The following is a 13,774-nucleotide window of genomic DNA, read 5'->3' on the forward strand; positions in this document are numbered from 1 at the left end:
CGCGGGGGTTTTCACGGCACTGGGATTCGAGGGGGACCAATGGGGGAATCCGATGATTTCGGCGTGCGCATCGCGGCCCTGCACGCCGCGGCCACCACCTTGCGCGACAATGCGGCGAGCCTGGGGCAGCGCGCTCGTGCGGTCGGCGATCACGCCTTCGGCATCGGCAACGACCAGGCCGGGCGCAACTATGCCGCGCAGGGCACAGCCATGCACCAGGGCTTCGAGCGCGCGGCCGCCTGCCTGCGCTACTGGGGCGCGGCCGCGGCCGCCACCGCCGACGTATTCGACCGTGCCGCCACCGAATACGCGCGTCTCGACCACGCCCACGCCACCGCCCTCACCGGGGTGGGGCGATGAGCTTCGACCCGAACGGTAAGACCGTCGACCAGATCCTCGACTATGGTGCGCCGGGACTGCAGTACTGGGAGCACTTCCTGCCCCTGTACACCGAAGCGTTCGGTGCACCGCGGGGTGTCGTCCTCGCCGACCTCTACGCCCGCTATGACGAGCAGCGCGGTACGAAGCTCGCCGACTTCGACACCGCCCGAACCGAACTCGGCAAGGCACTCGACGAGGCCGAGGCGCGCTGGTCGTCCCATCGGTCGGTGGCGCAGACCCTGCCCACCGCCTGGACCGGCGTTACCGGCACCGAGGCGCTGACGATCGTGAATTCCCAACTGCGCCAGGCTCGGGACGATCTCGACACCATCCGTGCCGCCTCCACCGCCATGGCCGCCGCCCTGGACCCACTCCGCCGATCTGTCCTCGCCAAGGCCGAGCACACCCTCGCCCTGCTCGAATCAACCGCGGACGGTGCGGGCCGCGTCGTCATCGACGGCAGAACCCCCGACGACATCGAGGCTCTCGGCGCCACCGACCCGTGGCTGACCGGCACGTTCCGGGCCGACGTCGATCACAAACTCGCGGCCTTCACCGCGACATGCGACGCCACCGACGAGACCTTCGAATCCCACTACCGCACCATCATTACGGCCCTGGCCCAGGTCATCGACCACCCGTACCCCCAACCGGCCCAGGCTCTGCTGCCCCAACCCGATGTGAACCCGATGCCGAGTCCTCCCACCCCCCAACCCCTTCCGGCTCCGCAGTCCTACCCCGCGGTATCGCAGGCTCCCACGGTGCAGCCTCAGCCATCGCAGCAGCCCGTCGTCGCGCCCGCTCACTCGCCGACACCCACCGAATCGCCAGGTGCGTCCGAGCCGCTTCGGGCTCAGCCGCAAGGCCGAAGCCAACCCGCTGGCGGTGCGCCGGAAGCTGTGCCCGACCACGCCGTCTCCACCGAACCGGCCGCCGCCACGGAACAAGCTGCTTCCCCTGCGGCAACTGACATGGCCCAATCTCCATCCGACCAGCTCGGCCGTACAGTGAAGGCTGCCCTCGACCAACTTGAAACCAGTCTTCAACAGGGCATTTCCGCCACCATAGAGAAATTCGGCGCCCTGACCGGCCAGACTTCACCCACGATCGAAGACCCCGATGGCCCTCTCGATTCCAGGCGCCGGCCGGACCGATCAGCCGACTCGGTCCTGACGTCCGGCCGACTCGAATTCGATTTCGCCGGAAAGCATCTCCTCCTCGAGCGCACCTCGGAAGGCGACGTGACCGTTGCCGTCACCGACGAATCAGGCCGAACTCACACCTACGCGCTGTCTTTCGATCAGAACGGAGATCCGGTTCTCACCACAGATGACCCGGCACACGGTCCCGTCGCGCCCGCGGGTGACGGCGCGCCCCAACAGTCTCCGCCCAGCTCGACAGACACGCCGCCCACGGCGGACGGCGGCGGAACGAACGGTACGTCGGAGGACACCCGGCCCATGGAGCCCGGCGAGGCTTCCGGGCCCGCGCCGGGCGCGCCCGTCCAACCCGATTGTGCGCCCCTCACCTGCGCCGTTCCGGACGCCTCGGCCGCTCCGACGCCGGACGCCTGCCCGGACCGCGTACCGGATCTGGCTGCGCCGCCGGATGTTCCGGCGTCGCCACCCACTCTCGAACACAGGGCGCTGCCGAACTGTGCCCAGTCATCTCCTCCGGAACAGGTCGTTGGCGCTTGCCCGCCGCCGACCCCGACCGCGCCGGACCAATACTTGGGAGCGCCCGCGCAACCGCTCGAAAACCCCGCGTCGCCGCTCACCGACCCCCCTCCGTCATTGGCGGAACCCGGTGCGCGGATGGAGATCCCGGAGGGAGGTGTCGAAATCCCTGAGACCACAGATCTTGTCGTGCCGTAGTGGCCACTCTGGTTGACCGCGTGCAATGTGGGCGGCGCGGGGCTGCGGGCACGACGGCCGGCGACTGCTCTGTGCTCGTGGTCGGTATCGGGTTACTTGCGCAGGGCCTGGATGAGTTGGAGGACCGGGAGCTTCTGGGGCTGTTCGGGCTCTTCCTCGATGGCGTGCGGGTCCACCAGTTGGGTGTGGGGGAGCGCGGCCTCGGGGTCGGCGAAGGGCTTGTACTTCTTGTCGCCGAGGACGGTGTAGTTGAGGTAGCCCACGAGCAGGGCCCGGGTGAGGCGTTCGGTCTTGGGCTCGTGCTTGCCCGCGCCGAGGGCGGCCAGGGCGCGGCGGCCCTCGATCATGCCGTTGTGACCGGCCTTGTCGAGGGAGCGCAGGATCGCGCCCTCGCCCCAGGCGGCGGCCAGGGGGATGGCATCGGAGCTGACCGAGTCGATATCGGTGGCGCCGGCCAGGATCAGGGCGGGCGCGTCGATGGTGGGGGCCAGCGCCTCGGCGGACGGGGCGGTGGGCGAGGGGTACAGCGCCGCGATGGCGGCGACCTCGCGCTGGGAGGCGGCGATGACGGCCGCGCCCGCCCCCATGCCGTGCCCGGCCAGGGTCAGTTTGTCGGGGTGCACGCTGACGTTGCCCGCGCCCAGCCGTACCCCGGTGCAGATGTCCAGAGTGGTCAGCAGATCCGTGGCCAGGTTCAGGTGTGAGGGGATGGGTCCGCGCTCGGTGTCGGGCGCCGCGGCGACATAGCCCCAGGAGGCCAGATGCTCCAGCAGCCGGCGGTAGTTGCCCACCCCGGTCAGCCACCCGTGCCCGAACGCCACCGCGGGCAGATTGAGTCCCTTCCCGGGCGTGTACACCACGCCCGGCAGCCCGGCGATGCCGAGATTCCCGCGCAGCACCTCATGCGGGCCGCGCAGGGTCAGAGTGCTCAGAAGCGATTTCACAGACGCCGACACGGTGATGAACTTAGTCGGTAATGGCCCGAGATGCTTCAAGCGCACGAGGTTCGCGGCCCAAGCGCAGGTCTGTGGAGCGCTCGTTCTGGACCGCGGCTCGATAGACCTCCGCCTTGCACCTCCGACTGGGGGGCGGGGGCGTGAACGGCTTCATAGACCCGCGCCTCGGAGGAGCGCAGGAGGGACGATCGAGACCTCCAGCGCCGCGAACCCGACCGGAGCAGCGGGCAAATCGGATACAGCTAGGCTTGTGGCCCATGTGCGGAATCGTGGGGTATGTGGGGTACCGGGATGCGCTCGGCGTGGTGGTCGATGCGTTGCGCCGCATGGAATATCGAGGCTACGACTCCGCGGGAGTGGCGATCCTGGACGGCGCGGGCGGCCTCGCGGTGGAGCGCAAGGCGGGGCGTCTGGCCAATCTGGAGGCGGAGCTCGCCGAGACCGGACGGGAGCGCTTCGCCGGGGCCACCGGCATGGGCCACACCCGCTGGGCCACGCACGGCGCGCCGACCGACCGCAATGCCCATCCGCATCGCGATCACACCGGGCGGGTCGCGGTGGTGCACAACGGCATCATCGAGAACTTCGCCCCGCTGCGCCGCGAGCTGGAAGAGGCCGGGGTCGAGCTGGGTAGCGACACCGACACCGAGGTGGCGGTGCACCTGGTGGCTCGCGCCTATGCGGCCGGGGACACCGCGGGTGATTTCGTCGCCTCCGTGCTCGCCGTGGTGCGCCGTCTGGAAGGCGCGTTCACGCTGGTCTTCTCGCACGCCGACCACCCGGGCACCATCGTGGCCGCCCGTCGCTCCACCCCGCTGGTGGTGGGTGTCGGCCGGGGAGAGATGTTCATCGCCTCCGATGTGACCGCCTTCATCGAACACACCCGGGAGGCGGTGGAACTCGGCCAGGACCAGGCTGTGGTCATCACCGCCGACGGCTACCGGGTCACTGACTTCGCCGGTCGGACCGACGGCGTCCGGATCCGCCCGTTCACCATCGATTGGGATCTGGCCGCCGCTGAGAAGGGCGGCCACGACTATTTCATGCTCAAGGAGATTCAGGAGCAGCCCGCCGGCGTCGCCGACACCCTCATCGGCCACTACGCGGGCGGCCGCATCATTCTCGACGAGCAGCGGCTGGCCGATCAGGAGCTGCGCGAGTTCGACAAGGTCTTCGTAGTGGCCTGCGGCAGTTCGTATCACGCGGGCCTGCTGGCCAAATACGCCATCGAGCACTGGACCCGCCTGCCCGTCGAGGTCGAGCTCGCCAGCGAATTCCGTTACCGCGACCCGGTTCTGGACCGCTCCACCCTGGTGGTCGCCATCTCGCAGTCCGGCGAGACCGCCGACACCCTGGAGGCCGTGCGCCACGCCAAGGAGCAGAAGGCGCGAGTGCTGGCCATCTGCAACACCAATGGCGCGCAGATCCCGCGCGAATCCGACGCCGTCCTCTACACCCGCACCGGGCCGGAGATCGGCGTAGCCTCCACCAAGGCGTTCCTGGCCCAGATCACCGCCAACTACCTGGTCGGCCTGGCGCTGGCCCAGGCGCGCGGCACCAAGTACCCGGACGAGGTGGCGCGCGAGTTCGCGCAGCTGGAGTCCATGCCGAAACTCGTTGCCCAGGTGCTGGAGTCGGGCGATCGGGTGCGTGAGATCGCCCGGCGGTTCGCGCACGTGCCCACCGTGCTGTTCCTGGGTCGCCACGTCGGCTACCCGGTCGCCCTCGAGGGTGCCCTGAAGCTCAAGGAATTGGCGTACATGCACGCCGAGGGCTTCGCGGCGGGCGAACTCAAGCACGGCCCGATCGCGCTCATCGAGGACGGACTTCCGGTCTTCGTGGTCATGCCGTCCGCGAAGGGCCGCGCGGTCCTGCACTCCAAGCTGCTCAGCAATATCCGCGAGATCCAGGCGCGCGGCGCGCGCACCATCGTCATCGCCGAGGACGGCGATGACACCGTGCGGCCGTTCGCCGACCACCTGATCGAAATCCCCTCGGCCCCAACGCTGTACCAGCCGTTGCTGTCCACCGTGCCACTTCAGATCTTCGCCGCCGAGGTGGCACAGGCCCGTGGCTACGACGTGGACAAGCCGCGGAATCTCGCGAAGTCCGTCACGGTCGAATAGCTCCGAGCGTCCGGTCGAAGATTCGCCCCGTCACTCCAGCGCGCACGTGGCTGGAATCCACTCGGTCGGCAGTGGATCTCGGCCCCGAGCATGCCGGGATGACGTTGATCACTGCACGGTGACGGTGCCCTTCATATCCGGGTGCAGCGGGCACAGGTAGCGGTAGGTGCCGGCCGTGGTGAAGGTGTGGCTCCATTCGCCCTTGTGGATGATCGGACTATTGATGCCCAGCGCCACGTCGCCGATGCCCTGTACGGCGTGCGGGGCCTTGTCCTCGAACTTCCAGGTCACGGTGTCCCCGGCCTTGACGGTGACGTCGGCGGGGGAGAACGCCATGTCCTTCACCTCGATCGTGACCGCGGCGGGCGCGACCGGACCGGTCGAGGCGGCGGCGCTCGACGTGGCCGCCGGAGCCGACGTACCGGTGGCCGCGGTGTTCGAGTGGTCCGACGAGCAGCCCCCGGCCGCTAGCGCTCCCGCCACGACGGCGACGAGAAGCAGGGCACGCGAGGACGACTGGCGACGGATCGACATGCCAGCCAGGTTAGTCCCCCGCCGATGACGGGCCACTCGTGGGCACCCGCGCTGACCTGCGTCGCGATCCGACCAGCGTAGTCTCCACAAGCGCAGGCAATCCAGATCCGGGAGGCGAACCATGACCGCACCCGCGGTGCGCGCGTACTACACGGTCGACGAGATCCGGGCGGCCGAGGCCGAACTCTTCACCCGGGTGCCCCACGGAATGCCCATGCGGCGGGCCGCCTTCGGTCTCGCCGATGTGGTGGCGCGGGAACTGCGGGAACGCACCGGCGGCGTGGCCGGGCGCGCGGTGACCCTGCTGGTCGGCTCCGGCGACAACGGCGGCGACGCGCTGTGGGCGGGATCGTTCCTGCGCCGGCGCGGGGTCGCGGTGCGCGCGGTGCTGCTCGCGCCCGAGCGGGCCCACGCGCAGGGACTGGCCGCGCTGTGCCGCACGGGTGGCCGCGCCGTGAGCGCGCCGGCCTCGCCGGACGAACTGCGGGCGGATCGGATGCCCCCGGGAACGCTTCCCTGCGTTCGCGGCAACCGGGACGTGCCCAGGCCGGTTCGCGACCTGCTGGGCGAACCGGACCTCGTCGTGGACGGCATCGTCGGGATCTCGGGACGGGGCCCGCTCCGTCCGGTGGCCGCCGAAGTGGTTGCGGGCGTGCGCTGCCCGATCATCGCCGTCGACCTGCCCAGCGGTGTCGATCCGGATACCGGGGCCGTGACCGGCCCCGCGGTCACCGCGGATGTCACCGTTACCTTCGGTGCGTACAAGCCGGTGCATGCCCTGGCCGCACCGCACTGCGGACGAACCGAATTGGTACCCATCGGATTACGGCTGCCGATGGCGAATCTGGCTGCGCTGGAACCGCACACGGTCGGTGCGGGCTGGCCTGTTCCCGGTCCGTCCGACGACAAGTACACCCAGGGCGTCACCGGTGTGTGCGCGGGCAGCGCCACCTACCCGGGTGCGGCCGTACTGTGCACCGGCGGCGCGATCACCGCCACCTCCGGCATGGTCCGCTACGCGGGTACCGGCGCGGCTCAGGTCGTCGCCCACTTCCCGGAAGTGATTGCCGCCGAATCCATCTCCGCCACCGGCCGTGTCCAGTCCTGGGTCTTCGGACCCGGCGCGGGCACCGACTCGGCAGCCCGAGATCGCCTCGCCGAAATCCTCGCCACCGATCTCCCCGTCGTGGTGGACGCAGACGGCCTCACCCTGCTGGCCGCCGACCCGAGCCTGGTGACGGGCCGCGGCGCCCCGACCGTCCTCACTCCGCACGCCGGTGAGTTCGCCCGTCTAACCGGCTCCGAACCCGGCCTCGACCGTGTCACCGCCGTCCGCAAACTGGCCGAATCCTGGCAGGTCACAGTCCTTTTGAAGGGGCGAGCCACCCTGGTCGCCGGCCCCGACCGCCCCGTCTTCGTCAATGAGGCGGGCGGTTCCTGGGCCGCCACCGCCGGTTCCGGTGATGTCCTCTCCGGCATTATCGCCGCCCTGCTGGCCCACGGCTCGCACCCGGCCTGGGCCGCAGCGGCCGCCGCCCGCGTCCACGCTCTCGCCGCCAACCTGGCCGCCCACGCCAGCACCGCCGCCGGTGCACCGATCTCCGCCTCTCCCTTGCTCTCCCACATTCGCGAGGCCATCGGCACACTCCGGGAGCTCGCCATCTGATCTTCCGCCGCGGGGGCCCCGGGATTCGGTGTCGCCGGCGGCGTGTCGCGCCGAGGCCAAACGGTGCATTCCGGGGGAGGAGTCCAGGTCATGGAAGACCTTGCGGTGAAGTCCATTTCATATAGGGCATGCGATTCTCCCGTGCCATGCCCTGGCGGCCAGAGGTTGCGCATGCCGGGGTGTGGCTGAGAGCCGACTCCAGCTGCTTCTGCCCGCCGTCGGACGCGCGCTGTGCGATACGCGGGAATTCACTCGGCGGGGTTGGTGGCGGCGGCGCGGAGGGCGGTGCGCGCGGCCGCGACGACCGGATGAGCGCCGGTGCCGCGCCGGTAGGCGAGGTGGGTGCGGCGGTGGGCCGACAGCGCGGTCAGGATGACGCCCGAGGGCACTGTGAGTGCGCCCAGGTCGGGGACGAGCGCGACGCCCTGGCCTGCGGCGACCAGTGCCAGGACGGTGCCGAAGTCGTCGGCGTGGTGGCGGATGCGCGGGGTGAATCCGGCGGCGAGGCAGGCTCGGACGGTCATCTCGTAGCAGAGGGTGCCGGGCGTGCCCGCGATCCAGGGCGAATCGGCATGCGCGGCAAGCGGTCCGGGCTCGCGGGCGGCGAGGTGGACGGTTTCCTCGAACAGCGGCTCGGCGTCGAGACCGGGCTCCGGCGCGAGCGGCACGTGATCGTACTCCTGGAGCAGCGCGATGTCCAGGGTCTCGGCGCGTAGCGCGGCCGGGGCGGCCGCCGGATCCAGCTCGGTGACAAGCAGTTCCAGCAGGGGATGATCGCGACTGAGGGTGACCAGCGCGGGCGAGAGGATGGTGTGGACCGCTGTCGGAAACGCGCCGATACGCAGGGTGCCGGTGAGTTCGGTTCGGCAGGAGGCGAGTTCGGCGGTCGCCTCCTCCAGCACGGCCAGGATGGTCTCGGTGTGCTCGACCAGGCGCAGCGCGGCCGGAGTGAGGGTGACGCTGCGCCCTGTCCGCTCCAGCAGCGGCACCCCCGCCTCGCGTTCCAACGCGGTGAGCTGCTGGGACACCGCCGAGGGCGTGTAGGTGAGGGCGTCGGCGACCGCGGCGATGGTGCCGCGATGCGCGAGCTCGCGGAGCAGGCGCAGACGACGGACATCCAGCATCAGCTGATCTTATGCTCGGGCGAAGAAACGTGAAATAGACCTGACGCACGCTGTCGATCACGCTGGTCATATGACATTCACCGGCCTCTACGTGCCCTTGGTCACGCCCTTCACCGCCGCCGACGAGGTGGCCGCCGACGCGCTCGAGGCGCTCGCCCATGAGGTCCTCGACGCGGGCGCGGCGGGCCTGGTCGCCCTCGGCACCACCGGCGAACCCGCCACCCTCACCGCGGATGAGCAGACCCGGGTCATCGACATCTGCGCCCGCGTCTGCCGCGAGCGCGACGCCGCGCTCATCATCGGTGCGGGCTCCTACGCCACCCTCGACTCGGCGCGCGCCCTCACCGCGCTCGACCCGCGCGCCACCGCCGCCCTCACCGTCGTCCCGTACTACCTCCGCCCCTCGGAAGACGGTGTGGTGGAACACTTCCGGACGCTCGCCGCCGCCAGCCCGGTGCCGGTGCTGATCTACCACATCCCCTACCGCACGGCCCGCACCCTCAGCGCCGACACCCTCTGCCGCCTGGCGGAACTCCCGAATGTCGCGGGCTTCAAATACACCGCGGGCGGCATCGACGACACCACCGTCGCGTTCCTGGCCCGCGTTCCCGAGCGCACCGCCGTGCTCGCGGGCGACGACCTCTACGCCGCCCCGCTGCTCGCCCTGGGCGCCGCGGGCGCGATCCTCGCCTGCGCCAATGTCGCGCCCGCGGCCTACGCGGACCTGGTCGCCGCCTGGCGCGCAGGCGATCTCGCCCGTGGCCGCGAACTCGGCAACCGCCTGGCCCCCCTGGCCTCGGCCCTCTTCGCCGAGCCCAACCCCGCTGTCGTCAAGGCTGTTCTGGCGGCCCAGGGCCGCATCCCCACCCCGAACGTGCGCCTGCCCCTCCTCCCGGCGGGAGAGGCGTCGTTGTCCGCCGCGTCAGCGGCGATCGCCGCCGCGAGGGCGACAACTGATCTGGTGAGGGCCGGATAACTCCCCGGGCACGCCCACAATCGGTTCGGCACCCAACGGAGGTACGGGTGCATAACAGCCAACGGCTCTCGGCCGCCCGCCGAAGGCTCGGGGAGGCGGCCTAGCATCGAGGGCGTGAACAAGCCCGACCCACAGGTGGAAATCCTCGTCGACCTGGACGCCATCGCCCACAACGTGCGAATCCTGGCCGAGCACGCCGCAGACGCGGCGGTCATGGTCGTGGTCAAGGCGGACGGGTACAACCACGGCGCGGCCGAGGTGGCGCGGGCGGCCCTGGCGGCGGGCGCGCGGGAACTCGGCACCACCACGGTCGACGAGGCGGTGCGCCTGCGGGCCGAGGGCCTCACCGCGCCGATCCTGTGCTGGCTCAACACCTCCGACGCCGATTATGTGAGCGCCATCACCGCCGGGATCGAAATCGGCGTCTCCGCGCTGGTGCAGCTCGAGGCGGTGGCGGCGGCGGCGCGACAGCTCGGCCGCACCGCCACCGTCAGTCTCAAGGTGGATACCGGGCTCAACCGCAACGGCATTCCCGCCACCGAGTTCCCCGAGGTCCTGGACCTCCTCGGCCGACTGGTCGGCGATGGCACGGTCCGCTTCCGCGCGATCTTCTCCCACCTCGCGCTGGCCGATCTGCCGCAGCACCCGGCCAATGACATGCAGCGCCAGCGCTTCCTCGACTTCATCGCCACCGCCAAGGAACACGGCCTGGAACCGGAACTGGCGCACCTGGCGAATTCCGCTGCCGCACTGACCCGTCCGGACCTCGCGTTCGACATGGTCCGCCCCGGCATCGCCGTGTACGGCTTGTCGCCGATCCCGGAACTGTCCGACTTCGGCCTGCGCCCGGCCATGACCTTCCGCGCCCGGGTGCTCCGCGTGAAGCGGGTCGCCGCCGGTGAGGGCGTGTCCTACGGCCACCAGTGGATCGCCGACCGCGACACCACCGTCGCCCTTATCCCGGCCGGCTACGCCGACGGCGTACCGCGCCCGCTCAGCGGCAGGTTCTCGGTGTGGCTGGGCGGCGCGCGCCGCACCCAGATCGGCCGGGTGTGCATGGACCAGTTCGTGGTGGATCTGGGCGAGAACGAAGCCGGAGTCGTGGCGGGCGACACCGCGGTTCTGTTCGGCGGTGAGCCCGGTCACCCACGCGCCCAGGAGTGGGCCGACACGCTCGGCACCATCAACTACGAGATCGTGTGCGGCCCGCGCGGCCGCGTCGTCCGCACCCACCTCGGCGGCGACCGGTGACCGATCACCGCATGCTCGCCACCGTCGAGGACACCGAGGCGCTGGGCCGCGAGCTCGCCGAACATCTGCACGCCGGGGATCTGGTCATCCTCGACGGCCCGCTGGGCGCGGGCAAGACCGCGCTCACCCGCGGCATCGCCGCCGGGCTCGGTGTCGAAGGACGGGTCAGCTCACCGACTTTCATCATCGCCCGCCAGCATCGCGCCGGATCGCGTCCGGGCGCGGTGGCATTGGTCCACGTGGACGCCTACCGCCTCGGCGGTGACCTCGACGAGCTCGACGCCCTCGATCTGGACACCGATCTCGACCATGCCGTGGTGGTCGTGGAATGGGGCCTGGGCGTGGCCGAACACCTGGCCGATCGCCACCTGCGCGTGCGACTGCGCCGCGAGCCCGAGTCCGATGTGCGCACCGCCGAATGGGAGTGGGTGTCGGGGAACTGACTTTGCGGATCGGATGTGCCGCTCCTCACGGCACGCGGAACCTCGCGCAATGGTTCGCGGCCCGTCTCGTTCTGGACCGAGTGGAGCGGGGGAGCGAATCGGAGGAGGGAAGAACGAGACCTCCAGGGCCGCGAACCCCGCCGGATCGAAGCGGAGGCAATCAGACACAGTATCGTTAAGGCAATCATGCTGATATTGGCTGTCGACACCGCGACCCCCGCCGTCACAGCGGGACTGGTGGAACTGGAACCGGCGCAACCCGGATCGAACGCACCGCGCATCACCACGATCACCGCCAAGGTGACCGTGGACGCTCGCGCGCACAATGAGGTGCTGACCCCGCAGATCCTGGCCTGCCTCGCCGAATCCGGGTGCTCCCGTGCCGATATCGGCGCGGTCGTGGCAGGCGTCGGCCCCGGACCGTTCACCGGACTGCGCGTCGGCATGGCCACCGCGGCCGCGTTCGGCGACGCGCTGGGCCTGCCCGTGTACGGGGTGTGCAGCCTCGACGCCATCGCCGCCGACACCGAGAGCTATCTGCGCGAGAGCGCCGACCCGATCGAGCTGCTGGTCGTCACCGATGCCCGCCGCCGGGAGGTGTACTGGGCGCGCTACCGCGCCATCGCCGGAAGCCGGGTGCTGGAGCGCGCCGAGGGGCCGGAGGTGAGCAAGCCCGCCGATCTGGATCAGGCCGCCGCCACGCTGATCGCCGGATCCGCTTCCCACGTCGACTATTTCGATCTGCCGGTGCTTCCGGTGGAGACGCCGTCCCCCGCGGGCCTGGTGCGCTGCGCGGCCGCCGACATCCTCGCGGGCGCCGTGCCCGCGCCGCTGGTGCCGTTGTACCTGCGCCGCCCGGACGCGGTCGAGAAGAATTACGCGCAGGTGGGCCGATGACCATCCGCATCGAACCGATGCGGCCTGCCGACGTCACCCGATGTGCCGAACTCGAGCAGGTGCTGTTCCCCGAGGACGATCCCTGGCATGAGGTTTCGTTCCTGTCGGAGCTGGCCGGACCGCACAACCGCTACATCACCGCGCGGGACGCCGACGGCCGCATGGTCGGCTACGCGGGCATCGCGCTGCTCGGCACCGCCGACCATCCGGAGGCCGAGGTCCACACCATCGGCGTGGATCCCGCCGAGCACCGGCGCGGCATCGGCACCCTGCTGCTGGAGGCGTTGCTGCTGGAGGCCGGGCGCCGCGGTGGACCGGTGTTCCTCGAGGTCCGCACCGACAACGCGCCCGCCATCACGCTGTACGAGAAGCACGGCTTCCACATCATCGGCTTGCGCAAGAACTACTACCAGCCCAGCGGGGCCGACGCGTACACCATGCGCCGTCCCGCCATGGCCGGTTTCCCGCAGGACGGATTCACCACCGACGCCGAGGTCTCGTCATGATCGTCATGGGTATCGAAAGCTCCTGCGACGAAACGGGAGTCGGCATCGTGCGTCGGCTGCCCGACGGCAGCTGCGAACTGCTCGCCGACGAGGTCGCCTCCAGCGTGGACCAGCACGCCCGCTTCGGCGGCGTGGTGCCCGAAATCGCTTCGCGCGCACACCTCGAGGCGATCGTGCCCGCCATGCGCCGGGCGCTCGCCACGGCCGGCATCAGCAAGCCCGATGCCCTCGCCGTCACCATCGGCCCCGGTCTCGCGGGCGCGCTGCTGGTCGGTGTCGCGGCGGCGAAAGCCTATGCGGCGGCCTGGGATATCCCGTTCTACGCGCTCAATCATCTGGGTGGGCACGTCGCCGTGGACACTCTCGAGCACGGCCCCATGCCCCCGGCGGTCGCGTTGCTGGTGTCCGGCGGGCACACCCATCTGCTGCAGGTCACCGATCTCGCCCAGCCCATCACCGAGTTGGGCAGCACGGTCGACGACGCCGCGGGCGAGGCCTTCGACAAGGTGGCCCGCCTGCTCGGCCTCGGCTACCCGGGCGGCCCGGTGCTGGATTCCCTTGCCACCGAGGGCGATCCGGCCTCCATCGCCTTCCCCCGCGGCATGACCGGTCCCCGCGACCCGCGCTACGACTTTTCCTTCTCCGGCCTCAAGACCGCCGTCGCCCGCTATGTCGAAGCGGCGCAACGGGAAGGCCGCGAGCTGCCCATCCGCGATATCGCCGCCTCATTCCAGGAGGCGGTCGCCGACGTGCTCACCATGAAGGCCGTGCGGGCCGCTCAGGACGTCGGCGTCGACACCCTCGTGCTCGGCGGCGGTGCCACCGCCAATTCCCGCATCCGCTCGATGGCCGAAGAGCGTTGCACCGCCGTGGGAATCACCTTGCGCGTCCCCAAGCCCCGCCTGTGCACCGACAACGGCGTCATGATCGCCACCTTCGGCGCACACGTGATCGCCGGCGGCGCACAGCCTTCCGAACTCACGGTCGCCACCGACCCCGGCCTGTCCGTCTCCACGAGCCTGCTCTGAACGCTCGCGGGC

General features: G+C 70.5%; 13 protein-coding genes. 10 read left to right on the top strand and 3 right to left on the bottom strand.

Annotation, left to right across the window (positions count from 1 at the left end; genetic code table 11):
• Positions 1-39: 39 nt before the first annotated feature.
• Together GLP40_RS02370 and GLP40_RS02375 are read left to right on the top strand one after the other, a co-directional pair.
• Entirely contained in the window at positions 40-360 is a 321-nt protein-coding gene (locus GLP40_RS02370; RefSeq protein WP_154786108.1) for a hypothetical protein, read from the top strand.
• A complete protein-coding gene (locus tag GLP40_RS02375) occupies positions 357-2,255 on the top strand; it encodes a hypothetical protein (protein WP_154786109.1) in 1,899 nt (632 codons plus the stop codon). Before GLP40_RS02370 ends, GLP40_RS02375 begins: the two co-directional genes overlap by 4 nt.
• 92 nt (positions 2,256-2,347) lie before the next feature.
• On the opposite strand, the gene GLP40_RS02380 is transcribed toward GLP40_RS02375, so the two are convergent.
• The gene (locus GLP40_RS02380) at positions 2,348-3,211 is read right to left on the bottom strand and encodes a dienelactone hydrolase family protein (RefSeq protein WP_328289577.1); all 864 of its coding nucleotides are present in this window, start codon (positions 3,209-3,211) and stop codon (positions 2,348-2,350) included.
• 257 nt (positions 3,212-3,468) lie between these two features.
• On the opposite strand from GLP40_RS02380, the gene glmS reads away from it, so the two are divergent.
• Positions 3,469-5,337 (top strand): glutamine--fructose-6-phosphate transaminase (isomerizing), encoded by a 1,869-nt coding sequence (gene glmS / locus GLP40_RS02385; protein WP_154786110.1) that lies wholly within the window; start codon positions 3,469-3,471, stop codon positions 5,335-5,337.
• 108 nt (positions 5,338-5,445) lie between these two features.
• Here the strand turns inward: glmS and GLP40_RS02390 are convergent, their stop codons facing one another.
• A complete protein-coding gene (locus GLP40_RS02390; RefSeq protein WP_154786111.1) occupies positions 5,446-5,871 on the bottom strand; it encodes a plastocyanin/azurin family copper-binding protein in 426 nt (141 codons plus the stop codon).
• Between the two features lie 136 nt (positions 5,872-6,007).
• Here GLP40_RS02390 and GLP40_RS02395 point away from each other — a divergent pair, with 136 nt between their 5' ends.
• Entirely contained in the window at positions 6,008-7,537 is a 1,530-nt protein-coding gene (locus tag GLP40_RS02395; protein ID WP_328289630.1) for an NAD(P)H-hydrate dehydratase, read from the top strand.
• A 248-nt stretch (positions 7,538-7,785) separates the two neighbouring features.
• Here GLP40_RS02395 and GLP40_RS02400 read toward each other — a convergent pair whose 3' ends face one another.
• Positions 7,786-8,661, bottom strand: coding sequence for a LysR family transcriptional regulator (locus GLP40_RS02400; protein WP_154786113.1), 876 nt, complete (start codon positions 8,659-8,661; stop codon positions 7,786-7,788).
• Positions 8,662-8,731: 70 nt separating this feature from the next.
• On the opposite strand from GLP40_RS02400, the gene dapA reads away from it, so the two are divergent.
• The 6 genes from dapA (at position 8,732) to tsaD (ending at position 13,762) form a co-directional block, all read left to right on the top strand.
• The gene (gene dapA, locus GLP40_RS02405; RefSeq protein ID WP_154786114.1) at positions 8,732-9,637 is read left to right on the top strand and encodes a 4-hydroxy-tetrahydrodipicolinate synthase; all 906 of its coding nucleotides are present in this window, start codon (positions 8,732-8,734) and stop codon (positions 9,635-9,637) included.
• A gap of 114 nt (positions 9,638-9,751) precedes the next feature.
• The gene (gene alr / locus GLP40_RS02410) at positions 9,752-10,888 is read left to right on the top strand and encodes an alanine racemase (RefSeq protein WP_328289578.1); all 1,137 of its coding nucleotides are present in this window, start codon (positions 9,752-9,754) and stop codon (positions 10,886-10,888) included.
• A gap of 11 nt (positions 10,889-10,899) precedes the next feature.
• Positions 10,900-11,331 (top strand): tRNA (adenosine(37)-N6)-threonylcarbamoyltransferase complex ATPase subunit type 1 TsaE, encoded by a 432-nt coding sequence (gene tsaE / locus GLP40_RS02415; RefSeq protein WP_154786373.1) that lies wholly within the window; start codon positions 10,900-10,902, stop codon positions 11,329-11,331.
• 186 nt (positions 11,332-11,517) lie between these two features.
• Positions 11,518-12,228 carry a tRNA (adenosine(37)-N6)-threonylcarbamoyltransferase complex dimerization subunit type 1 TsaB gene (tsaB, locus tag GLP40_RS02420; protein ID WP_154786115.1) on the top strand — a complete coding sequence of 237 codons (711 nt, stop codon included), beginning with the start codon at positions 11,518-11,520 and terminating at the stop codon, positions 12,226-12,228.
• Positions 12,225-12,734: a ribosomal protein S18-alanine N-acetyltransferase gene (gene rimI / locus GLP40_RS02425; RefSeq protein ID WP_154786116.1), complete on the top strand. Its 510-nt coding sequence runs from the start codon at positions 12,225-12,227 to the stop codon at positions 12,732-12,734. The genes tsaB and rimI overlap by 4 nt, the downstream gene beginning before the upstream one ends.
• A complete protein-coding gene (gene tsaD, locus GLP40_RS02430) occupies positions 12,731-13,762 on the top strand; it encodes a tRNA (adenosine(37)-N6)-threonylcarbamoyltransferase complex transferase subunit TsaD (protein ID WP_154786117.1) in 1,032 nt (343 codons plus the stop codon). The genes rimI and tsaD overlap by 4 nt, the downstream gene beginning before the upstream one ends.
• Positions 13,763-13,774 lie beyond the last annotated feature (12 nt).

It is taken from the genome of Nocardia aurantiaca (assembly GCF_009708175.1).
Classification (GTDB): domain Bacteria; phylum Actinomycetota; class Actinomycetes; order Mycobacteriales; family Mycobacteriaceae; genus Nocardia; species Nocardia aurantiaca.